Raw genomic sequence first — 22,205 nt, forward strand, 5'->3', positions numbered from 1 at the left:
AGGTGAGACTCCAGAACCAAATCCAGAGCCAAATCCAGGTGAGACTCCAGAACCAAATCCAGAGCCAAATCCAGGTGAGACTCCAGAACCAGGCGAGGAACCTAGTGACAAACCAGGTAAGGACCCTGAGAAACCAGGCGAAGAACCAAGCGACAAGCCAGGTATGGACCCTGAAAAACCAGGTGAAGAACCAAGCGATAAGCCAGGCGAAGACCCTGAAAAACCAGGTAAGGACCCTGAGGATAAGCCAGGTGAAGATCCTGAAAAACCAGGCGAAGAGCCAGGCGATAATCCAAGCAAGACTCCTGAAAATCCAGGGGAAAAACCTGAGGGTGAGCCAGGTAAGGAAAGTGGAAACAAACAAGCTCGTGAAACAAATAAGAAGCCAGGAAAGACAATTGAAAATACAGCCAAGAAAGTTGTCGAATCTGTAGAGAAAACTGTCAAGACAGGAGTAGACAGTACAAAATCACTTGTCAAGAAAGCCTTCAACCCAAGGACAGGTATCTTTACAAATCTAGATATCTACCTAGGAATAATGGCAGCTTCAAGTGTCGGATTATTTGTAACAAGAGATAAGAAAGAAGACGAATAAGTCTAAAAAAGATCGTAGGCCTTAGCTTGCGGTCTTTTTCCTTGCCAAAAAGTAAATACCAACCAAAAAATTGTCCCCACTTATAAGCAAAAAGTGGTCCACATATTATAAAAATTTTATATTTTTAATTATAAATCCATGATATTCTTGCTCAATTTATTTGTACAAACGATATAAGAAAATGACCTTAAAGGCAGTCGTTCTTTTATAAGAAAAGATAAAAACTTCCTTGACTTAGTCCCAAATAGTACTATAATATCTATAGATAAATAAAAATTGTTTATTTACTTTAGAGAAAGAGGGAGTATGAATTTTGAACAAGATCCCATATTCTCTATTTTTTCTTTGCTAAGATGTGCCAATGGCCTAAATAAGGAGAGGGCAAAAGTCTATGGCTTAAATGACCTTGAGACTATCATCCTTATCCATATAGGCTTTATGGAAAATCCTACCCAAAAGGATATATCTGAAAGGCTGAGTGCTCCCAAGCAAACAGTCAACAACATCATCAAAAATCTAAAGGAGGATGGTCTAATAGATCTAATCCCGGATGAAATTGACAAGAGAATCAGAATCCTAAGGCTTACAGAAAAGGGCAAGAAAAATAGGGATGAAAGGTTAAAACCAATCAATGAATCAAATGTTAGAATGAAAGAGAGATTGGGCGATGAGAAGCTTAGAGAGATAAGTAGTGCTCTTAAGCTTTTGATTAGCACAATCAAGGAAGATTTGAAAAAGGAGGATTAATGGAATCTATAAAAGAATTTAACAGGTCCTTTTCTTATATCAAGAAATACCTGGGAGAGTACAAGAAAAATCGAAATCTTTCTAGGATTTTTACGATTTTAGAGACCATACTTGAGCTACTTATCCCATACCTAATGGCCCTTACCCTTAATAATGCTGTTGCCGGCAAGGACTTAGCTATGGCTATAAAGTATGGAATTATGATGGTTATAGCAGCTCTTTTGACCATGTTTTTTGGGATGAAGGCTACAAAAAACGCTGGAATTTCATCATCAGGCATGGGTCACAATGCCCGTCTAGCTCAATTTGAAAATATTCAAAAATTTTCTTTTGAGGATATAGATTATTTTGGGGTCCCATCCCTACTAACAAGGCTATCATCAGATGTTCAGCAAATAGCTATGTCCATGTTTATGTCGACAAGATTTGTTATTAAGACTGTGGCAATGGCTGTAGTTTCCTTTGTCTTGGCCCTAAATGCATCACTTAAATTATCTTTGATATTTTTAGTGGCTGTGCCAATTTTATTTGCCATGCTTATGGGCCTTGCAAGCTTTGCTATACCTAAGTTTAGGAAGGCGAGATTTCAATATGATAAATTAAATCTAGTCATAGAAGAAAATCTTAACAATTCAAGGGTTATCAAGGCCTTTGTAAGGAAAAGATACGAAATTGACAAGTTTATGGTTCAAAATGAAAAGATGTTTGAATACGCAGACGGATCTCAAGGACCAATGTCCTACCTATTCCCAATTGCCAATGTAATCTTATTTGCAACCTTTGTTGCCATCACCTACTTTGGTGGAATTGAGATAATAGAAGGCAGACTTGGGGTAGGCGACTTGGTTTCCTTTAATATGTATGCGACCATGCTTCTAGGTGCCTTTATTGGCATGTCTATGGTTCTTACTACCTTTATGGGAGCTTCTCCTGGCATTACCAGGGTTGTAGAAGTTATTGACAGAAAGCCATCAATGGATAATAGTCAAAAAATCGAAGGCCTAAAACTAGAAGATGGGTCAATTGACTTTACAGATGTATGCTTTAAATATGAAAAAGATTCTGACCAATACCAATTAGAAGATGTAAATCTTCACATAAAAAGTGGTGAGTCTGTAGGAATTTTGGGATCAACTGGTTCATCAAAATCAACCCTAGTTCAGCTTATTCCAAGACTTTATGATATTTCTTGCGGCTCACTTAAGGTAGGTGGCCATGATGTTAAAGAATATGACCTTAAGACTCTAAGAGATGATGTAGCAATAGTTCTTCAGAAAAACACCCTATTTTCAGGATCAATTGCAGATAACCTAAGATGGGGAGATGAGCATGCAAATCTAGGAGAGATTATTGAGGCAAGCAAGATTGCCCAAGCTGATGGCTTTGTGAAGGAACGCCACGATGGTTATGATTCAGTACTTGGCCAAGGCGGAGTCGGTGTATCTGGTGGCCAAAGACAAAGGCTAACCATTGCCAGAGCCCTTCTTAAAAATCCTAAGATTCTAATCCTTGACAACTCTACTTCAGCAGTAGATACCAAGACAGAATCAGCGATCATCGATGGTATCAACAAGTTTAATAAGGACCTTACAAAGATTATCATATCTCAAAGGGTATCTTCCTTTAAATATGTTGATAGGATTATAGTGATGAGTGAAGGAAAGATTGAAGCTATAGGCAGCCACGAAGAGCTTTACGCAAGTAACAAGACCTATAGGGATACCTATGATATCCAACAACAAGGAGGTGGAGCTAATGAATAATAGTCACAAGATGAATGGCAAATCATATAGACGTAGCATATCATTTTCATCAATAGCTAGGCTTTTATCCTACCTTTTTGAATATAAGTGGCAGATGTTTCTGATAGTAGTCTGCGTAATAGTATCAGCCCTTACTCAAATTTGGGGAGTAAATATGCTTAAGCCTATCATTGACTCTTACATCCTAAAGGCAGATTTAGATGGGCTAAAGATAGCCTGCCTACAAATGGGTGGGATTTATTTTGTATCAGCAGCCACATCCTTTATCTATTCAAGACTTATGGTAAGGATAGGGGAAAGGTCAATAAGAAATATAAGGGAAGAATTATTTGAAAAAATTCAAAAAATGCCAATAAATTTCTTTGACTCCAACCAACACGGCGAGATCATGTCAAGATTTACCAACGACACAGACGTCCTAAGTCAGGCACTTGCAAACACAGTTCCAACCATTGTTAGGGCGACAATCATGTTTACAGGTACAATACTTGTCATGTTTAAGTTAAGCTTTGGGTTGACTTTTACCCTATTTTTAGGCCTCTTGGTTATGATTCCAATCCTATCAAAGATAGTTATTAAGTCAGCCAAAAGCTTCGGCGAGGGCCAGGCCAATGTTTCAACCCTTCATGGATTTTCAGAAGAGACCCTATCTGGTCAAAAGGTAGTAAAGGTATTTTCTAGGGAAGAGAAGGCCTTTGATGATTTTTACCAAAGAAGTGAAAATGTAAGGTCAGCCTTTGCTAGGGCCAATACCTATGCAGGTAGGATGATGCCATTTTTAATAAATATGGTAAATATCCTCTATGCGGCAATTACTGTTCTGGGTGTATATTTCACTATCCAGGGAGACCTAACAGTAGGTGTTCTTGCAGCATTTTTATCAAATATCAGACAAATCCAAAACCCAATAGTAAATGTCAGCCAACAGGCCAACATGGTCTTCCAAGCCATGGCAGGTGCTGATAGGATTTTTGAAATAATTGACATGCCAATAGAAAAAGACACTGGCTTTATAGAGCTAGTAAATGCCTACCAAAAGGCAGATGGTACAATAGAAGAATCTGACAAGCTAACAGGTCGCTATGCCTGGATGTGGGATGATGGAGAGAAGAAACACTACAAGATGCTTGAGGGTAGGCTAGAATTTAAAAATGTAGACTTCTCCTATGATGGCAAAAACCAAATCCTAAAGGACATTTCCTTCTACGCAGATCCAGGTGAAAAAATCGCCTTTGTAGGCTCAACCGGAGCTGGTAAGACAACCATAACCAATGTCATCACCAGATTTTATGAAATAGACAATGGTTCTATAGAAGTAGATGGGATAGACACTAAAGATATCAAAAAAGACCACTTAAGGCGTGCCTTTGGAATGGTTCTTCAAGATGTAAACCTATTTACAGACACAATTGAGAAAAATATCAGATATGGAAGGCTAGATGCAAGCGAAAGCGACATAAAATCATCAGCCAGGCTATCAGGAGCAGATTCCTTCATCAAGAGACTTCCTGATAGGTACCAGACACAAATAAATGGCGATGGGTCATCACTTTCAGATGGTCAAAACCAATTAATTTCAATCTCAAGGGCAGCCCTTGCAGAACCACCAATGCTAATTTTAGATGAGGCGACCTCATCAATAGATACATCCACAGAAAGAGATGTAACAGAAGCTATGGATAACTTAATGGTAGGATCAACCTCTATAGTCATAGCCCACAGGCTATCCACCATCCAAAACTCTGATGTAATCATGGTAATGGATTCAGGTAGGATAATAGAACGTGGTAACCACGACAAGTTAATAAAAGAAAAGGGAACCTACTGGCAATTATACACAGGTAGGCTAGAACTTGACTAAAATATTGACCTCTCAATCTCAGATTGGGAGGTTTTGTGTTATAATAAAATAAAGGAGGGCCTATGTTTAAGATATTAATAGTAGATGACAGCCAGATAATAGCAAGCTCTTTAAAAAAAGACTTTGAAAAATGGGGCTATGAGGTAATTTTGGTAGAAGATTTTGAAAGGGTCTTTGATCTTTTTAAACAAGAGAATCCTTCCCTTGTAGTCATGGACATAGGCTTGCCATATTTTGATGGCTATCACTGGACGAGGAAAATCAGAGATATATCCAATGTCCCAATAATTTTTTTATCCTCAAAGGAAGATACCATGAATAAAATCATGGCAATGGAGATGGGGGCAGATGATTTTGTGAGTAAACCCTTTGAGCCAGAACTTTTGACAGCCAAGGTCAAGGCCCTCTTAAGAAGGACCTATGACTATAAGCAAGGATCTGATAAGCTTGAAAAAGATGGCCTTATCTTAGATTTAAAATCAATGCAGGCAGGCTTTGCAGGCAAGTCTATCGACCTATCCAAAAATGAATTTAAAATCCTTGAGACCCTTATGGTAAATGCTGGCAAGGTCATTTCAAGGGATAAGCTAATGACAGCCCTTTGGTCGACAGATATATTTATAGATGACAACACCCTAACGGTAAATATCTCAAGGCTTAGAAAATCTCTAGAAGGCCTAGGTGTCAAAGATTTTATAAAAACCAAGGTTGGTAAGGGTTATTATGTTTAATTTAAAGTGCGCAATCAGAGAAAATAAAAGGCTTTTGATATTTTTTGTCATAATAACTTGTATCTACAGCCTAATATTTTTAGCCTTTGACCTTCAAAGATTTGTAATCATCTATGGGTTAATTATAAATATTTTCATCCTTTTGCTTTTTCTCCTATATGATAGCCAAAAAGAAAAGGAAAATAATTTTGAAAAAATTTTAAGGTCTAAAAATTTGGACAGAAAGGCCCAGCTAATTGCAGATGAGTACAGCTTTCTGGATGAAAAATACAAGGACCTCTTAATCGATTATAAGGATATGGAAGAAGCAACTAAAAATTTCTATGCCCTTTGGATTCACGAAATAAAAACACCTCTGGCTGAAAATAGGTTAATCCTAGCTGAGGAAAACCCTGATATTGACCTGCTTATTAAAAATAACAAGAGGATGGAAGCTTATCTTGATATACTTTTGGGCTTTGTGAGATTTTCTTCAAAGACAAATGACTATATCTTTAAGGAAACTATGATCGAACCCTTGGTTAAAAATATTATAAGGGATAAGTCCTATGACTTTATAAGCAAAAATATAAGCCTTGATCTGGGAGATTTATCCTACAAGACCATTACAGATGCCAAGTGGCTTAGCTTTATCATAAGCCAGCTTATAAATAATTCCCTAAAATATACAAAGAATGCTGGTAAGATAAAAATATTTTTTGAGGATGATAGCCTAATCATAGAGGATAATGGGATTGGCATCAAGAAGAGTGACTTGGCAAGGGTCTTTGAAATGGGTTATACTGGCGAAAATGGCAGGGCTTTTGGTTCTTCAACTGGTCTTGGTCTTTATCTAGTAAAATCAATAGGCAAGGATTTAAACCTATCCATAAGTATAGATTCCAAGGAGGGATCTTATACAAAAATTGCCATAAAATTTGATAAGCTTACAAAATTGTAAGATAAAAGGTCTCTTTGTAAGATAAACAAAGGGACTTATTTTTATAAAGCCTTTATAATTATATTATGAGAGGTGATAATATGTTAGAAATAAAAAACTTAAGAAAAATTTATAAGGAAAATACAGCCAACGCAGTGACTGCCCTAAAGGATGTAAATTTAAAAGTCGAGGACGGTGACTTTGTTGCCATTATGGGCGAGTCTGGATCAGGTAAGACTACACTTTTAAATATCATTTCCCTTATTGATAAGGAAACTAGCGGACAAATTTTCCTTGATAGTAAGGAAATATTATCCTTATCTGATAAGGAAAAGTCAGATTTTAGGAGGGATAATTTTGGCTATATCTTTCAAGATTTTAATCTTTTAGATAATTTTGATGTGAGGGAAAATATCCTTTTGCCCCTTGTGTTAAGGGAAGAAAATCCAGATAATTTTGATCATAAGCTTATGCCTATTATAAAAAAGCTTGGAATTGCTGACCTTTTAAATAAATATCCGGCAGAAATATCCGGTGGCCAAAAGCAAAGGGTGGCTGTGGCAAGAGCCTTAATTATTAATCCAAAAATAATTTTGGCAGATGAACCTACAGGCCAATTAGATTCATCATCTAGCGAAGACTTGCTTAAATATTTTGAAAAAATAAATGCTGAGGGAAATACAATCCTAATGGTGACCCACTCAAATATAGCGGCATCCTTTGCCAAAAGAGTTCTTTTTATCAGGGATGGGAAGATTTTTAATGAAATTTATAAGGCAGATGACAGCAGAGATCAGTTTTATAAGAGGATATCTGATTCACTAAATTTCCTAAGGGCGGCTAAAAATGAAACTTACTAAGCGCCTTGCCCTAGATGGGATTAGAAAAAATAGAGAAGTCTATCTTCCATATATTTTGATTTATGCCTTTATGGTGTTTTCAATGACTTCGATCTTGCTTTTAATGAATGCCGGTACTTTAAAAGATTTTTACGCAATGTCTAGCATCTATTATATATTGAAAATTGCTATTTATGTAATGGGGATTTTTTCTCTGATATTTTTATATTATTCAGATGGATTTTTATTAAATAAAAGACTTAAGGAAATCTCCCTCTATGCGATTTTAGGACTTGATAAAAAACATCTTTCAAAAATTCTGGCTTTAGAATCCTTGATCATATCAGCCTTGGGATATTTAATTGGTATAATATCTGCTACAGTCATATATAAATTGCTAGAAACAATTTTTTTGAAGCTTATGCTAATGGAAGGAAATTTCTACCTAAGTTTTGCAAAAGATGCCTATATAATTAGCTTCTTAGTCTTTGCAGGAATTTCCCTACTAATTTTATTGACCAGGATAATAAAAATAAAAAGAAAATCAATCCTAGACTTATTTAAGGAAGAAAAGACCTTTAAAAGGCCAAGAGGTATGGTCCTAAGTGCAATTGTCGCAATAGTTTTGCTTGGTTCGGGATATTTCCTAGCCCAAACTATAAATAATCCTTTAAAGGCTCTTGCCTACTTTTTCTTGGCAGTTGTCCTTGTAATGATAGGTACATTTTTCCTTTTTTCTTCACTATCCATAGTGATTTTAAAATTGATGAAGGCTTCCAAATCTTATTACAAGACTGAAAGATTTATTTCAGTTTCAAGCCTTATTTTTAGATTAAGGTCAAATGCCAAGGGCCTTGCCTCAATTACAATCATGTCTACAGCTGCTATTATTTTATTATCATCAGCCATAGGTCTTTATAGGAGTGTTGAGGATGTGGGTTCTAGACAGTATCCAAGAGATGTGGGCCTTGCTTCTTCTGATGAGTATTCTATAGACCAGGTTAAAAAAATTATCAAAGACAATAATCTAGAGGCAAGAAATATTCAAGATTACAAAAATATGCCTCTTGCCTTTGAAAAAAATGGAGATACCTTTAAGGCCATGAGAGAAGGCTATGCCTTTAAAAATCCAAATGCAATGGATGATAAGGCTATGGGAATACTGGTAGAAGTCTTAGACGAATCAATAGCAGAAGCTTCGAATTTAAAAGATGGAGAGTTTTTACTCTATAAAGCTCCTAAGTTGGCTGATCTTTCAGAACTTGATATAAATGGCCAAAAATTAAGGAAAAAGTCAGATATTAAAGATTTTCCATATAAAAATTCTGGAAATACATCGATAGTGTCCTACATGTTTGATTTTTATTATCTAGTAGTCAGAAATTTAGATGAAAAATTAAGCATAGATGAAAATAAAATAGTTCATGTCTATAATTTTGACCTAAGCGATGAGGATATGGCGATTTTTAAGGAAAAAATTAAGGATATTCAAAATGAGTTTGGCATAGGCTTTCATGATGATTTTGTTTTGGAAGGCTACAAACTCTATGGGGCAATATTTTTTGTTGGAATCTTTCTTGGCTTAATTTTTATGGTTGCAACTGGCCTAATAATTTACTACAAGCAAATCCAAGAGGGCTTTGCTGATAAAAATAAATATCAAAGCCTAAGAAAACTTGGCATTGGCGAAGAAAAAATTAAAAAAACTATAGATAAGCAGGTTCTGGTATTTTTCTTCTTGCCTTTGATAGTTGCAGGCATCCATGTGGCCTTTGCCTTTAGGATGATTTCAAAAATATTTGTAATGCTAGGATCTGTCAATGAATCTATAAAGGTTACTTCCTTTATAATAGGTTTTATAATTTTTGCCCTTTTGTATCTTATTTATTACAAATTAAGCAGCAGGGAATATTACAAGTTAATCTCATAAAATTTCGGCTCTATGAGTCGATTTTTTATTTGAATCTTTATTTTAAGTATTTTCTTGACCAAAGAGGGGCTTGGAGTAATATTATATGTATCTTAAGGAGTATAAATGAAAGAAAAATCGTTATTAAAGAGTTATTTAAAATATTTAATCCCGACCATCACGACCATGACCTTATTTTCAACCTACACTATGGTGGATGGTATTTTTGTTGGTAGGGGTGTTGGATCTGAGGGCTTGGCAGCTGTAAATATTTCTATGCCTTTTGTGACCCTTGCCTTTGCCTTTGCAATATTGATATCTATTGGATCTTTAAATTTGATTGCCCACGAGAAGGGAAGGGACAATAAAAAGGGGGCTGATGAATTTTTCAGCCTTGGCATGACAATTTCTGTAATCTTTGCCATTTCCCTATCTCTAGTAGGTCTTATTTTTATAAATCCCCTGGTAAGGGCCCTGGGAGCAAGCGGTCATATGGTTTATATGGTCAAGGAATATCTATCAATTATTATTTATTTCTTGCCCTTTTATCTGACTTCCTATGTCTTTGAGATAATGGTAAAGGCTGATGGCAGACCATCTATTACCACAATTCTCATGCTTATGTCAGCCTTAACCAATGTTACCCTTGACTATATATTTATTTTTAAATTTCATTGGGGACTTAAGGGAGCTGCTGTAGCGACAGGTCTTGCTCAGACTATCCCTACTATTGGCTATCTAGCTTATTTTTTATCTCCTAAGTCTTATCTTAAATTTAGGAAATTTAAACTAAAGGCTTTTATGGTCAAGGAAATATTTTCTTACGGCTTTCCAGCATCCTTGTCAGAGCTTTCATCAGGATTTTGTACCCTAGTATTAAATCTAGCAGTAGCAAGGCTTTATGGGGAAGAAGGGCTTGCAGCCTTTTCAGTAATTGCCTATGTTATGATTTTTGTGGTAAATACCATGCTTGCCATAAACCAATCAAGCCAGCCACTTATAGGCTATTATTATGGGGCAAGGGAATTTGATAAGATACCTATTCTTAGGAAATATATGCTAATATCTGTGGCAAGTTTGTCACTTATTATGGTTTTGGCAATCGAAATTTGGCCGGAATTTTTTGTAAATGTCTTTTTGACAGATGTAACAAGCGAATTTATGGCCTTTGCAAGCAAGGCTCTTAGGATATTTTCTATATCCTTCTTAATCCTAGGATTTAATATAACAAATGGTGGCTATCTCACAGCTGTAGCCAAGCCAAGATTTGAATTTATAATTACAATCCTAAGGGGTTATGCCTTGGTTCTAGCTGTTAGCTTTTTAATTGTTAACTTCATGCCGAAAGAATGTATCTGGTCAACCATTACAATTTCAGACTTTATAACCCTAATTATCGGGTATTTCTTGACAAGACTTGAGTTAAAAGAATTAAAAAAATTAAGCGAAAAGGCTAGGAGACTAAAATAGGAATTCTCCTAGTCTTTTCTCTTGGAAGCTTGCAGCAAAAAAAATTTTATTATTACTTGACAAGGAAGAAAAATTATCTTATAATATAAGAGTAGTCGCTGAGAGATTAGAAGTGATTAGATGAAAAATAAAGATTTTTTTAAAAAAATTCTTTACAAATTAAAAATTTATGTTATAATATATGTATGCGGATGTGGCTCAGTGGTAGAGCATCGCCTTGCCAAGGCGAGGGTCGCGAGTTCGAATCTCGTCATCCGCTCCATTTTTTATTATGGCGCCATAGCCAAGTGGTAAGGCAGAGGTCTGCAACACCTTTACCCCCAGTTCAAATCTGGGTGGCGCCTCCAAATCATCCCCAGTAATGGGGATTTTTTTATTGAAAGGATTATTATGTTAATTATTTCCTATAAGGCAAGCGAAGAATTTAAGGTATTTTTAAAAGCAAATGATATAGAATTTATCTTAACCACTCCAAATCCTAAATTAGATCCAAGGATAGATGATCATCCAGACCTATCCTTATTTAAGCTAGATGATAAAAATATTGTAATAGCAGAGTCTGTTTATGATTATTATAAGGAAAAGATCAATGGATACAACCTAATAAAAGGAGAAGACCCATCAGTAAAATATCCTCATGATGCTATTTATAATGTGGTAAGATTTAAAGATTATTATATCCACAATGATTTTACAGAAAGTCACATAAAAAAATATTTTAAAGAAAATGAGATAAAGCATCTAAAAGTGAAGCAAGGCTACTGTAGATGTTCAATCATTCCCCTAAGAGAATCTCTGATCACAGCAGATTTTGGGATTTATAAGGCTTTAAAAGATGAAATAAATATTGACTTAGTAGATCAGGATGAAATTGTCCTTGATGGCTTTGACCAGGGCTTTTTGGGAGGGTGTTGTGGACTTATTAACAATAATTTAATTTTTACAGGGGATATCAGTAAGCATAAGGCTTTTTTCAAAATAAAAGAAATTTGCGATAAGCATAAGATAGATCTTATCTATCCAGACCTTGATTTAATAGACTACGGGTCATTAATTTGCCTATAGCAGAAAATCTTATTAATCGTATAATGTATTGTAGTAACAAGACAAAGAGAGGGATTTATGAATATAGTTAGACCATCTACCATAGCTGGTGTTATGGAGCTTTTACCAGAAGACCAGTTGGTTTTTGACAAGATGAAAAATATTATCGAAGAAACTTACAAAAAATATCAATTTCTACCAATAGATACACCTGTAATAGAAAAAAATGAAATTTTATTTGCCAAGGGTGGGGGAGAAACTGAAAAGCAAATCTATGAGATAGCCTCAGATACTCGTGATATGAGCCTTAGATTTGATCTTACAGTCCCCCTTGCTAGATATGTAGCAGAGCACTTTTCAGACTTAAATTTCCCATTCAAACGCTACCACATAGGCAAGGTTTATAGGGGAGAGCGTAACCAAAAGGGCCGCTATAGGGAATTTTACCAATGCGACATAGATATAATTGGTCACAACAAGCTCGCCATAGAAAATGACGCCATCCCACCAAGGGTAATCTATGAAATCTTTGAAAAGTTAGATACACCAGACGTAAGCTTTAGGATCAATAATAGGAAGCTATTGAATGGATTTTTTGAATCCTTAGGAATTGAAGATAGCACAGGTGTTTTAAGGCTTATAGATAAGAAAGATAAGATTGGTCTTGAAAATATGAAAGAAGACCTAATAAAGATTTTGGATTCTGAAAGGGCAGAAAAAATAGTTTCTTTTATAGAAGCAGGAAATTCTAACAAAGAAACTCTAGATAAATTTGCTGGCCTTGTAGAGAATGATTTATATGAAGAGGGCTTAAAAGAGCTAGGAACTGTCTATAAATACATGATAAAATTAGGCATACCAGATGCAAATATCAAATTAGATCCATCAATCACAAGGGGCCTAGATTATTACACAGGCACAGTCTATGAGACCTTTATAAATGGCTATGAAAAAATCGGCTCAGTATCATCAGGTGGTCGTTATGAAAAATTAGCAGACAACTTCACCAAACAAGCCCTACCAGGAGTAGGAATGTCCATAGGCCTAACAAGGCTATTCTACCAACTAAAAGAAATAGGCCTAGTAGATAAGAAAGAAGAAAACCTAACAGAGATTTTGATCATACCAATGTCTGAAGAAGAAAACTTCTACGCCATAGATATCCTAAATATCCTTCACGATAAGGGTAAAAGTGCAGACATCTACCTAGAAGGTGGCAAATTAAAAAAGAAATTCTCCTATGCTGATAAGATAGGAGTAAAATATGCTTATATAATAGGTGGAGAAGAAAGAGAAAACAAAACCATCACAGTTAGAAATATGAAGACTGGTGAGCAAGAAAGTATTGAATTTGATAGTATTAGATAAGGGATTTTAGGGGGCTTCCCCCTAAAAATCCCCTTTTTTATATCCAAGATAAAAGTATTTTTTTCTATTTTTTAATGAATGATTATTATTTACTTTAATTCTTCCTAACTTTGTCTTTTATTAAATTATTATTATATACAATTGAATCTTCGTCTCAAGGGGAGGCCCAAGGGACCTTCCGCATGGTCCCTCATCGGCCTCCCCTTAAACCCCTCCCCGTTACACCCCCAGGCGGCCCCTAAAGCGGGGAGCATGATTAGAAGCTTGCCTTCGGCAAGCCTCTCTTGGTAGAGATAGCTACTTGTTTTAGCTATCTTTATTCATACTGATTTTGACATTCCGATGCCTAAAAATCTCAATCTAGTCCAAATGTTTCTTTAATAATTACTCTACATCTCAGTAGTTACAGAAATTTAATATTCATTCGTGCGTCAGGAGATTTTCTTAACGGCATCTCCATTTACAAAATCTCTCGACCTTGGGAGGATTTTTCTGTATTCTGAGATAATGGAAACCTCTAAGCAGTACTAAGGCTCGTTTGCTTCGCAAACATTGCGATAAGTGGGGACTTATATTTTGATCGCGATAGCGATGGGTTTTCTAATCTATTGGGAGATTTAAAATAAAAAGTCACCGTCAAGAAAATCACACTGACAACCAAACTTAAATAAGAATTTTGTTAATACTAAGATGACAAGTAACTAAAAAAATACAATTTGGACTAGATTGTGATTTTTAGGGGACTTTTGATTTCAAATCAGTAAGAACAAGGCTAGATAAATACAAGGTAATCCATCATATCAAAGAAGATTTTGAAAAAAATCTTCCCATTTCGCACTCCGCCTAAGGAGCCGGGAGGGGGTGAAATGGGGAGGTTTAAGGAGGGGCATGAGGGGGCATCGGCCGCCCCCTTCGCCCCTCCTTAAGGCGAAGTCATCAGCTTGATGACAATAATTTAATATGTGATAAAATAACGAAGAATTAAACTAAATAGTAATATAATCTTGGATAATAAAGAAAAATAATAATATTTCTCTAAGAATAAAAGAGGGGATTTTTAAAAGGGGCTTTTGTAAGCCCCTTTAAAATTAAAATACTATTCCTACTATCATTATTGCCACTGGCATTAATATAACTGTCATTATTCCTGCTATAGCAATTGATAAACCACTCATTGCTCCTTGGACTTCTCCCATTTTCCTGGCTTCTGATGTGCCTACGGCGTGGGAGGCTGTACCTATTGCAACTCCCTGAGCTACTGGGTCTGTTATCTTGAAGATTTTCATTACAAGTGGGGCTATTACTGCTCCTGTTACTCCTCTTATTACTACTGTTATAGCTGTTAGAGCAACGATTCCTTGGTATTCTCCAGATAGAGATATTGCTATTGCTGTTGTTATTGATTGTGGTATTAGAGAGACAGTTAAATCTTTTCCAAGGCCTAATACCTTTGTTAGTCCTATGGCTAGTAGCATTGATACTATTGATCCTATCAAAACACCTACTAGGATTGGTATGATATTTTTCTTTAGGACATCTAAGTTGATATAAAGGTCAATAATCATTGCAACTGTTGCTGGTCCTATGAAAAATGCTATGAAGTCACCACCAAGTTTATAGTATTCATAAGGGATTCCTGTTACATATAAGAATCCTACTATAAGTAAGATTGCTATTAGCAAAGGATTTGCTACAGCTGTTTTTACTTTTGAATTTATCCATTTGGCGATTTCATAGGCTGCAAAGGAGAGGATTATTCCAAAATATTGGTTATTAAATATTGCTTCCATATCTATTTTCTCCTTTTTTGCAAGGTTTGTACCACTAGTCCTGTTACAATCATTGTTATTGCTGTTCCAATTAATACTGAAATTACTAGGGCAGGGATTTTGCCTTTTATTACATCATAATTGGCCATTATTCCTACACCTACAGGTACAAATAAAAATGCTAGGTTAATTAAAATACCGTCTGATGTTGTTTTTACATCTTCAACTTTCAATATGTTAAATTTTAGGGCTAGAAATAGGTAGAACATACCATAAACTGCTTCTGGAACAGGGAAGTTGATTATTTTCCTTGTGAGCACACCTAGAAATAGGCATGCACACAGGATTACAAATTCTTTTAGGTATTTCATTGATCTGTCCTTAGTCTACAGATACAACTTTTCCTGGGTTTAAAATCATGTTAGGGTCAAATACTTTTTTGATTCCCCTGATTAGATTTGTATTTATTTCTCCTTCAAATTCTCTCATGTATTTTAGTTTACCGTGGCCTATACCATGTTCACCTGATAGTTGTCCACCAAATTCATAGGCTTTTGTATAGATTTCTTCCATGAAGTCATGAACTTGTTTGTTGAATTCTTCTTTTTTGTCTTCATCATTTGATACTGCGTAAATGTGTAGGTTACCATCACCAGCGTGACCAAATGATTGAACGTCGAAGTCATATTTTTCGCCTGCTTCATTTACGAAGTTGATGAATTCTGCTATTTTGTTGATTGGAACTACTACGTCGCACTCATCTACTAGTTTGTATTGGCTGTCGATTGCTTCTAGGAAGGAGCTTCTTGCTGCCCATGCGTCTTTTATAGCATTTGGAGTATCTGCTACTAGTACATCGATTGCTCCATTTTCTACTAGTAATTCTGCAGCTTGTTCCATTTGTAGGTCAATTTCATCTTCGTTATCGCCATCGAAGGTGATAAGTAGGTAAGCATTAACATCTGTACCTTCTATGTTTTTAGGGAATGTTTCCTTACCTATGTATTTTTCAGATGCTATAATAATTTTTCTTTCCATAAATTCTATAGCTTGTGGTTTTAAGTGGGCTCTGAATAGTACAGGAACAGTAGCTATACAATCTTCTAGGGTTTCAAATGGAACTATTAAAGATATTGTATGTTTAGCTTGAGGAACTATTCTTAGTGTTAGTTCTGTTATGATACCAAGTGTACCTTCTGAACCTACCATGAGGTCTTTTAGAGAATAACCTGTAGATGTTTTAGAAACAACAGCTCCGAATCTTGTTACTTCACCTGTAGGAAGAACTACTTCCATTGCTCTTACATAATCTCTAGTTGTACCATATTTTACAGCTCTCATACCACCGGCATTTGTTGATACGTTACCTCCAAGAGTTGCGAATTTTTCACCTGGATCAGGTGGGTACATATAGCCTTTTGTTAGGCAATCTTCAGCAAGGTCGTGTAAGTAAACACCAGGTTGTACTTTAACAACTAAGTTATCAAGATCGTATTCAAGGATTTTGTTCATTCCTTGCATATCAATCATGACTCCACCATTGATAGCAACACCAGAACCTACTAGACCAGAACCAGCACCACGAGCAAGTACAGGTATCTTATGTTCGTTACAAATTGTAAGAATTGTAGATACATCATCTGTTGACTTAGCTTCGATTAATACATCTGGTTTGTAAGAACCGTAAATTGGCATTTCATCATGGAAAAAGTCTTCGTTGATATCGTTTCCTGCATAAACTTTGCCAGAAACATAATCTCTAAATTGTTGAATGATTTGTTCATCAACTTTGTTATAATCAGTCATATTTATCCTCCTTATAAAACTGACACAAACTATATTGTCTGTCCTTATTAGTATAACAAATATTTTTATTCAAAGCAAGTTAAATGTTAAAAAAAATACAGTCAATAAGTTTATATATTTAAGAAAACGTTTGAAAAAGCCTTGATTGCAAGTATAATCTTGGTGAATAGGACTTGTTAAAAATATTTTTTTACAGAATTGTTTTTAACTAGATATATGTATATTTAGTTAAAAAACCTTTACTTTTGTATTTCTTTTGTAAAAATTTTGATTTTTATTTGACAAAGTCCCATTTGATTGTTAAGATAATAACAGTAGGATAAACTTATAAGAATTAATACAGTCTTATAGGTAATATTAGTAATAAGGAGTTAATATGTATAAGTTAAATGAAGAACAATTAGAAATGCAACAAATGTTTAGAGATTTTGCAGAAAAAGAAGTTGCTCCAATAGCAATCGAAATTGATGAAGAGCACAGATTCCCTGAAGAAAATGTTGCTAAAATGCAAGAATTAGGATTCTTTGGTATTCCTTTTGATGAAGAATACGGTGGAATCGGACTAGATACACTTACATATGTACTTTGTGTTGAGGAATTATCAAAAGCATGTGCTTCAACAGGAGTTATAGTTTCAGCTCATACATCACTTTGTGCTGATGCAATTAACAAATTTGGTAACGAAGAACAAAAACAAAAATACCTTACACCACTTGCTTCAGGCGAAAAATTAGGTGCTTTTGCTCTTACAGAACCAGATGCTGGTACAGATGCTTCAGGTCAAAAAACTACAGCTGTTAAAGATGGTGATGAATACGTTCTTAACGGTTCAAAAATCTTTATAACAAACGCTGGTTATGCTGATACTTATGTTGTATTTGCTATGACAGATAAATCACAAGGCACAAAAGGTATCTCAGCATTTATAGTAGAAAAAGGAACACCAGGATTTGATTTTGGTGCTAAAGAAGACAAGATGGGTATCAAAGCTTCATCTACTATGGAATTAGTATTTAGAGATTGTAGAATCCCAGCTGCAAATCTACTTGGCGAAGAAGGAAAAGGCTTTAAATATGCTATGCAAACACTTGATGGTGGTAGAATTGGTATAGCTGCTCAAGCTCTAGGTATAGCAGAAGGCGCTCTAAACAAAGCAATCAAATATGTTAAAGAAAGAGAACAATTTGGTAGACCAATAGCTAAATTCCAAAATACACAATTTAAATTAGCTGAAATGGCTATAGATATAGAATCAGCTCGTCACCTAGTTTATAAAGCAGCAACACTTAAAGATTCTGGCGAAAGCTATACAGTAGCAGCTGCAGAAGCTAAACTTAAAGCTGCAAGAGTAGCAATGGATGTTACAACAAAAGCAGTTCAACTATTTGGTGGTTACGGATATTCTAAAGAATATGAAGTAGAAAGAATGATGAGAGACGCCAAGATAACAGAAATCTATGAAGGTACTTCAGAGGTTATGTTAATGGTTGTTGGTGGTTCACTTTTAAGATAAGATAAATCGAAGGGAGATATATATGAATATATTCGTATGCGCAAAACAAGTTCCGGATACAAACGAAATTAAGATTGATCCGGTTACTAATACATTAATAAGAAAAGGCGTTCCAAGTATCTTAAATACTTATGATGCTTTTGCTCTTGAGCAAGCTCTAAGATTAAAAGATAAAGATCCAGAAGTTAAAATAACAGTAATCTCAATGGGACCTCCACAAGCAGATCAAATGCTAAGAGATTGTCTAGCAGTTGGTGCTGACAATGCTTACCTAGTAACAGATAGAAAATTTGGTGGATCAGATACTTTAGCTACATCATATATAATTTCAGAAGCTATCAAAAAAGTAGCTGAAACTGAAGGACAACCAGACATGGTATTTTGTGGACTTCAAGCAATCGATGGTGATACAGCTCAAGTAGGTCCAGAAATAGCTGAACACTTAGGACTTCCACAAGTAACTTATGCTTATACATTAGAGCTAAATGATGAGGGTGCAAAAGTACTTCAAGAAGTAGAAGGTGGAGCTAGAAATATCCAAATGACACTTCCAGGTCTTGTAACATTTACAAAATACGGTGATGAAGATTTAAGATATCCAAAAATCAAAAATAAATTAAAAGCTAAAAAAGCAACCATCGAACAAATTACACTTGAAGAACTAAAAGACACCATAGATGAAACAGCTATCGGTCTAAAAGGTTCACCAACAAGAGTAAACAAATCTTATACACCAACAGTTGAAAAAACTGGTGAAATGTTTGTAGATATGGAAGCTGGAGAAGCTTGTGATAAGCTAATAGCAGCTTTAGCTGATAAGAAGCTTATTTAAGGAGGAACTATGTCAGAAAATAAAAATCTTTGGGTAATAGTCGAAACTAAAGAAGATGGTTCAGCTGTAAATGTAGGTCTTGAATTATTAAATCCAGGCAGAAAAATGGCTGACACACTTGGTGGAGACCTAGTAGCTGTTATAATCGGTCAAGATGTAGCAAAAGCTAAAGAAGAAGTAAAAGATCATGGTGTTGATAGAATAATCACTTGCGAAGGTGAAGTATACAAAGATTACAGCACAGATGTTTATGCAAATGCAATAGAAAAACTTGTTGAAAAATACAACCCAGACACAATCTTAATTGGTGCAACAAACCAAGGTAGAGATTTAGGTCCAAGAGTTTCTGCAAGACTACACACAGGACTTACAGCAGACTGTACAGAACTTGACGTTGATGCTGAAACAGGAAACGTACAATGGACAAGACCAGCATTTGGTGGTAACTTAATGGCACAAATCCTATGCCCAGATTCAAGACCACAAATGGGTACAGTACGTCCAGGCGTATTCCCTAAAGAAGCATTCGGTAGAAAAGATAATATCGAAGAAATCGAAGAAAATATAGAATTCACAGGCGAAATCAGAACAAAAATCCTTGACTTTATCCCAAGAGATGAAGGAGATGATGTAGACTTAGTAGGCGCTGAATTTATCGTTTCAGGTGGACGTGGTTTAGGCGATCCTAACAACTTAAAGCTAATCGAAGACTTAGCAGAAGCCTTAGGCGCAACAGTAGGTTCATCTCGTCCATTAGTAGACTCAGGATGGATTTCTCACTCTCACCAAGTAGGTCAATCAGGTAAAACTGTAGCACCTAAGGTATATATAGCAGTAGGTATCTCTGGAGCTATCCAACACTTAGCTGGTATTAACGCATCAGATACAATAATTGCTATAAATAAAGATCCAGATGCTCCAATCTTTGATGTTGCAGATTATGGTATCGTAGGAGATTTATTTGAGGTAGTACCTGCACTTATCGAAAAGATAAACGCTAGAAAAGCTTGATAATAAAATATAAGGCACTCTTGCAAAATGAAAGAATAAAATTAAAGGCAAAGGCTAATGGTAGGCTTATAGGAATCCTATAAGCCTGCTAGAAGGCTGATTTAAAAGGCTAGATAATTAAAATTTATTTTCACTTGCAAAACTGCCTTTTTTATTACATGGCATAGACAAAATATAGTCAATCTTATATATTAAAATAAAACCTAGAAAATAATCATTAAAAATTTAACTATTTTTGTTAAAAAATATACATATTTGATTGACAAAAAAATATCAACTGTTATAATAATTATATAAGGATATACTTATGGGTATATAAATAATAGCCCAGATAAATTTAGATTAGATGTTGCAAACGATTTATAAAAAGGGGGATTAATGGAATACAAAACTCTAAAGTATGAAGTTAATGGTTATGTTGGCAAATTAAGCATCAACAGACCAGAAGCTTTAAACGCACTTAATTCACAAGTACTTGATGAACTAGATCTTTTAGTAGAGGAAATCAAAAAAGATAAAGACCTTAGATGCCTTATCATAACAGGCGAAGGTAGAAGCTTTGTTGCAGGAGCTGATATTAAAGAAATGTCAACTCTTACACCTATTGAAGGCAAAGAATTTGGCGCAAAGGGACTTGCAGTATTTAGAAAAATCGAATCACTTCCAATTCCAGTGATAGCTCAAATTAACGGATTTGCCCTAGGTGGTGGATGCGAACTTGCTATGAGTTGTGATTTTAGAATAGCTAGTGAAAAGGCTTTATTTGGTCAACCAGAAGTAGGTCTTGGAATAACACCAGGCTTTTCTGGAACACAAAGACTACAAAGATTAGTTGGTCCTGGCTTCGCTAAATATTTAATCTACACTGCAAACAATATCAAAGCTGACAAGGCTTATGAAATTGGACTAGTACAAGAAGTAGTAGAAGCTGATAAGCTTGAAGAAAGAGTTAATGAACTAGCTAATAAGATTGCTGGTAATGCTCCAATAGCTGTTAGAGCATCAAAAGAAGCAATCAATGTTGGTGGACAAGTTGATATTGATAGTGCAATCAAGGTTGAAGAAAACCTATTTGCTCTAACATTCTCAAGCGAAGATCAAAAAGCAGGCATGGAAGCTTTCCTAAACAAGGGAAAAGCAGAATTTAAAAACAAATAAGGAGATTTTAAATGAAAATTGGTGTAATTGGTTCAGGAATCATGGGTGGCGGAATTGTAGAAACTGCTGCTAAAAGCTATGAAGTTGTTGTAAGAGATATCAAAGATGAATTCTTAGAAAAAGCAAAAGCTAGAATAGAAAAATCTTATGCTAAACAAGTTGCTAAAGAAAGAATGACAGAAGAAGCTAAAGAAGCTGCTCTTAAAAACATTTCTTATACAACAGAAGTAAAAGATTTAGCTGATTGTGACGTAGTAATCGAAGCTGCAACAGAAAATCCAAAACTTAAAAAAGAAATCTTTAAAGAATTAGATGAAGTAGTTAAAGAAGGCGCAATCCTTGCTTCAAACACATCTTCACTTTCAATCACAGACATAGCTGCAGTTACAAAAAGACCAGAAAATGTAATTGGTATGCACTTCTTCAATCCAGTTCCAGTTATGAAACTTGTTGAAGTTATCAGAGGTCTTCACACATCTGATGAAACAAACAAGGCAATCTTTGAACTAGCTGAAAAACTTGGCAAACAACCAATCGAAGTTAAAGAAGGCCCAGGCTTTGTAGTAAATAGACTTCTAATCCCAATGATCAACGAAGCTGTTGGCGTATTAGCTGATGGACTTGCAAGTGTTGAAGATATCGATAAAGGTATGCAACTTGGTGCAAACCACCCAATGGGACCTCTTGCTTTAGGAGATTTAATTGGACTTGATACATGTCTAGCAATCATGGAAGTTCTTTACAATGAATTTGGTGATAGCAAATATAGACCATGCCCACTTCTAAGACAAATGGTAAGAGCTGGAGACCTTGGTAGAAAAACAGGTAAAGGCTTCTACGATTACAGCAAATAAGATTGAATAGAGAAAG

18 protein-coding genes, 2 tRNA genes and 1 pseudogene are annotated in these 22,205 nt (G+C 35.4%); 18 read left to right on the forward strand and 3 right to left on the reverse strand.

Annotation, left to right across the window (positions count from 1 at the left end; all coding sequences use genetic code 11):
* The 13 genes and pseudogenes from RRB46_RS07500 to hisS all read left to right on the forward strand — a co-directional run.
* A pseudogene (locus tag RRB46_RS07500) lies at positions 1–595 on the forward strand (hypothetical protein); the annotation flags it as partial.
* A gap of 306 nt (positions 596–901) precedes the next feature.
* Positions 902–1,342: a helix-turn-helix domain-containing protein gene (locus tag RRB46_RS07505; RefSeq protein ID WP_311538061.1), complete on the forward strand. Its 441-nt coding sequence runs from the start codon at positions 902–904 to the stop codon at positions 1,340–1,342.
* Positions 1,342–3,105, forward strand: a complete 1,764-nt coding sequence (locus RRB46_RS07510) for an ABC transporter ATP-binding protein (protein WP_311538062.1) — start codon at positions 1,342–1,344, stop codon at positions 3,103–3,105. Before RRB46_RS07505 ends, RRB46_RS07510 begins: the two co-directional genes overlap by 1 nt.
* Entirely contained in the window at positions 3,098–4,966 is a 1,869-nt protein-coding gene (locus tag RRB46_RS07515; protein ID WP_311538063.1) for an ABC transporter ATP-binding protein, read from the forward strand. The genes RRB46_RS07510 and RRB46_RS07515 overlap by 8 nt, the downstream gene beginning before the upstream one ends.
* Positions 4,967–5,028: 62 nt before the next feature.
* The gene (locus RRB46_RS07520) at positions 5,029–5,697 is read left to right on the forward strand and encodes a response regulator transcription factor (protein WP_297688158.1); all 669 of its coding nucleotides are present in this window, start codon (positions 5,029–5,031) and stop codon (positions 5,695–5,697) included.
* The gene (locus tag RRB46_RS07525) at positions 5,690–6,637 is read left to right on the forward strand and encodes a sensor histidine kinase (RefSeq protein WP_311538064.1); all 948 of its coding nucleotides are present in this window, start codon (positions 5,690–5,692) and stop codon (positions 6,635–6,637) included. Before RRB46_RS07520 ends, RRB46_RS07525 begins: the two co-directional genes overlap by 8 nt.
* Before the next feature lie 80 nt (positions 6,638–6,717).
* Entirely contained in the window at positions 6,718–7,476 is a 759-nt protein-coding gene (locus RRB46_RS07530) for an ABC transporter ATP-binding protein (protein ID WP_311538065.1), read from the forward strand.
* Positions 7,463–9,385: an ABC transporter permease gene (locus RRB46_RS07535; RefSeq protein ID WP_311538066.1), complete on the forward strand. Its 1,923-nt coding sequence runs from the start codon at positions 7,463–7,465 to the stop codon at positions 9,383–9,385. The genes RRB46_RS07530 and RRB46_RS07535 overlap by 14 nt, the downstream gene beginning before the upstream one ends.
* A gap of 105 nt (positions 9,386–9,490) precedes the next feature.
* Positions 9,491–10,834 carry an MATE family efflux transporter gene (locus tag RRB46_RS07540; protein WP_297688150.1) on the forward strand — a complete coding sequence of 448 codons (1,344 nt, stop codon included), beginning with the start codon at positions 9,491–9,493 and terminating at the stop codon, positions 10,832–10,834.
* Positions 10,835–11,021: 187 nt separating this feature from the next.
* A tRNA-Gly gene (locus tag RRB46_RS07545) sits at positions 11,022–11,096 on the forward strand.
* An 11-nt stretch (positions 11,097–11,107) separates the two neighbouring features.
* Positions 11,108–11,181: transfer RNA gene (locus RRB46_RS07550), tRNA-Cys, on the forward strand.
* 43 nt (positions 11,182–11,224) lie between these two features.
* Positions 11,225–11,899, forward strand: a complete 675-nt coding sequence (locus RRB46_RS07555) for a DUF6873 family GME fold protein (protein ID WP_311538067.1) — start codon at positions 11,225–11,227, stop codon at positions 11,897–11,899.
* Between the two features lie 57 nt (positions 11,900–11,956).
* Complete coding sequence (gene hisS, locus RRB46_RS07560; protein WP_311538068.1) at positions 11,957–13,246, forward strand: histidine--tRNA ligase; 1,290 nt, start codon at positions 11,957–11,959, stop codon at positions 13,244–13,246.
* Between the two features lie 1,088 nt (positions 13,247–14,334).
* Here the strand turns inward: hisS and RRB46_RS07565 are convergent.
* Genes RRB46_RS07565 through RRB46_RS07575 form a run of 3 tightly spaced genes read right to left on the reverse strand, consistent with a single transcriptional unit; the run spans position 14,335 to position 16,821 of the window.
* Positions 14,335–15,027, reverse strand: coding sequence for an LrgB family protein (locus tag RRB46_RS07565; protein WP_311538093.1), 693 nt, complete (start codon positions 15,025–15,027; stop codon positions 14,335–14,337).
* Positions 15,028–15,038: 11 nt separating this feature from the next.
* Positions 15,039–15,386 carry a CidA/LrgA family protein gene (locus RRB46_RS07570; RefSeq protein ID WP_311538069.1) on the reverse strand — a complete coding sequence of 116 codons (348 nt, stop codon included), beginning with the start codon at positions 15,384–15,386 and terminating at the stop codon, positions 15,039–15,041.
* A gap of 10 nt (positions 15,387–15,396) precedes the next feature.
* Positions 15,397–16,821 carry an FAD-binding oxidoreductase gene (locus tag RRB46_RS07575; protein WP_311538070.1) on the reverse strand — a complete coding sequence of 475 codons (1,425 nt, stop codon included), beginning with the start codon at positions 16,819–16,821 and terminating at the stop codon, positions 15,397–15,399.
* A gap of 376 nt (positions 16,822–17,197) precedes the next feature.
* Between RRB46_RS07575 and RRB46_RS07580 the strand changes: the two genes are divergently transcribed.
* The 5 genes from RRB46_RS07580 (at position 17,198) to RRB46_RS07600 (ending at position 22,189) form a co-directional block, all read left to right on the forward strand.
* On the forward strand, positions 17,198–18,334 hold the full coding sequence (locus RRB46_RS07580) for an acyl-CoA dehydrogenase (protein ID WP_297688141.1): 1,137 nt from the start codon (positions 17,198–17,200) through the stop codon (positions 18,332–18,334).
* Positions 18,335–18,356: 22 nt separating this feature from the next.
* Positions 18,357–19,166, forward strand: a complete 810-nt coding sequence (locus RRB46_RS07585) for an electron transfer flavoprotein subunit beta/FixA family protein (RefSeq protein ID WP_297688139.1) — start codon at positions 18,357–18,359, stop codon at positions 19,164–19,166.
* Positions 19,167–19,175: 9 nt separating this feature from the next.
* Positions 19,176–20,177 carry an electron transfer flavoprotein subunit alpha/FixB family protein gene (locus tag RRB46_RS07590; protein WP_297688137.1) on the forward strand — a complete coding sequence of 334 codons (1,002 nt, stop codon included), beginning with the start codon at positions 19,176–19,178 and terminating at the stop codon, positions 20,175–20,177.
* Positions 20,178–20,555: 378 nt separating this feature from the next.
* Positions 20,556–21,335: an enoyl-CoA hydratase-related protein gene (locus tag RRB46_RS07595; RefSeq protein WP_311538071.1), complete on the forward strand. Its 780-nt coding sequence runs from the start codon at positions 20,556–20,558 to the stop codon at positions 21,333–21,335.
* A gap of 11 nt (positions 21,336–21,346) precedes the next feature.
* The gene (locus RRB46_RS07600; protein ID WP_106460782.1) at positions 21,347–22,189 is read left to right on the forward strand and encodes a 3-hydroxybutyryl-CoA dehydrogenase; all 843 of its coding nucleotides are present in this window, start codon (positions 21,347–21,349) and stop codon (positions 22,187–22,189) included.
* The last annotated feature ends 16 nt before the right edge of the window (positions 22,190–22,205 follow it).

It is taken from the genome of uncultured Anaerococcus sp., from assembly GCF_963512375.1.
Classification (GTDB): Bacteria; Bacillota; Clostridia; order Tissierellales; family Peptoniphilaceae; genus Anaerococcus.

Excerpts from the sequence above, each read along its gene's own strand:
- RRB46_RS07580 (WP_297688141.1), top strand. The coding sequence starts at position 17,198 with ATGTATAAGTTAAATGAAGAACAATTAGAAATGCAACAAATGTTTAGA.
- RRB46_RS07535 (WP_311538066.1), top strand. The coding sequence starts at position 7,463 with ATGAAACTTACTAAGCGCCTTGCCCTAGATGGGATTAGAAAAAATAGA.
- RRB46_RS07590 (WP_297688137.1), top strand. The coding sequence starts at position 19,176 with ATGTCAGAAAATAAAAATCTTTGGGTAATAGTCGAAACTAAAGAAGAT.
- RRB46_RS07525 (WP_311538064.1), top strand. The coding sequence starts at position 5,690 with ATGTTTAATTTAAAGTGCGCAATCAGAGAAAATAAAAGGCTTTTGATA.
- hisS (WP_311538068.1), top strand. The coding sequence starts at position 11,957 with ATGAATATAGTTAGACCATCTACCATAGCTGGTGTTATGGAGCTTTTA.
- RRB46_RS07540 (WP_297688150.1), top strand. The coding sequence starts at position 9,491 with ATGAAAGAAAAATCGTTATTAAAGAGTTATTTAAAATATTTAATCCCG.
- RRB46_RS07595 (WP_311538071.1), top strand. The coding sequence starts at position 20,556 with ATGGAATACAAAACTCTAAAGTATGAAGTTAATGGTTATGTTGGCAAA.
- RRB46_RS07515 (WP_311538063.1), top strand. The coding sequence starts at position 3,098 with ATGAATAATAGTCACAAGATGAATGGCAAATCATATAGACGTAGCATA.
- RRB46_RS07530 (WP_311538065.1), top strand. The coding sequence starts at position 6,718 with ATGTTAGAAATAAAAAACTTAAGAAAAATTTATAAGGAAAATACAGCC.
- RRB46_RS07505 (WP_311538061.1), top strand. The coding sequence starts at position 902 with ATGAATTTTGAACAAGATCCCATATTCTCTATTTTTTCTTTGCTAAGA.
- RRB46_RS07555 (WP_311538067.1), top strand. The coding sequence starts at position 11,225 with ATGTTAATTATTTCCTATAAGGCAAGCGAAGAATTTAAGGTATTTTTA.
- RRB46_RS07585 (WP_297688139.1), top strand. The coding sequence starts at position 18,357 with ATGAATATATTCGTATGCGCAAAACAAGTTCCGGATACAAACGAAATT.
- RRB46_RS07570 (WP_311538069.1), bottom strand. The coding sequence starts at position 15,386 with ATGAAATACCTAAAAGAATTTGTAATCCTGTGTGCATGCCTATTTCTA.
- RRB46_RS07600 (WP_106460782.1), top strand. The coding sequence starts at position 21,347 with ATGAAAATTGGTGTAATTGGTTCAGGAATCATGGGTGGCGGAATTGTA.
- RRB46_RS07510 (WP_311538062.1), top strand. The coding sequence starts at position 1,342 with ATGGAATCTATAAAAGAATTTAACAGGTCCTTTTCTTATATCAAGAAA.
- RRB46_RS07575 (WP_311538070.1), bottom strand. The coding sequence starts at position 16,821 with ATGACTGATTATAACAAAGTTGATGAACAAATCATTCAACAATTTAGA.
- RRB46_RS07520 (WP_297688158.1), top strand. The coding sequence starts at position 5,029 with ATGTTTAAGATATTAATAGTAGATGACAGCCAGATAATAGCAAGCTCT.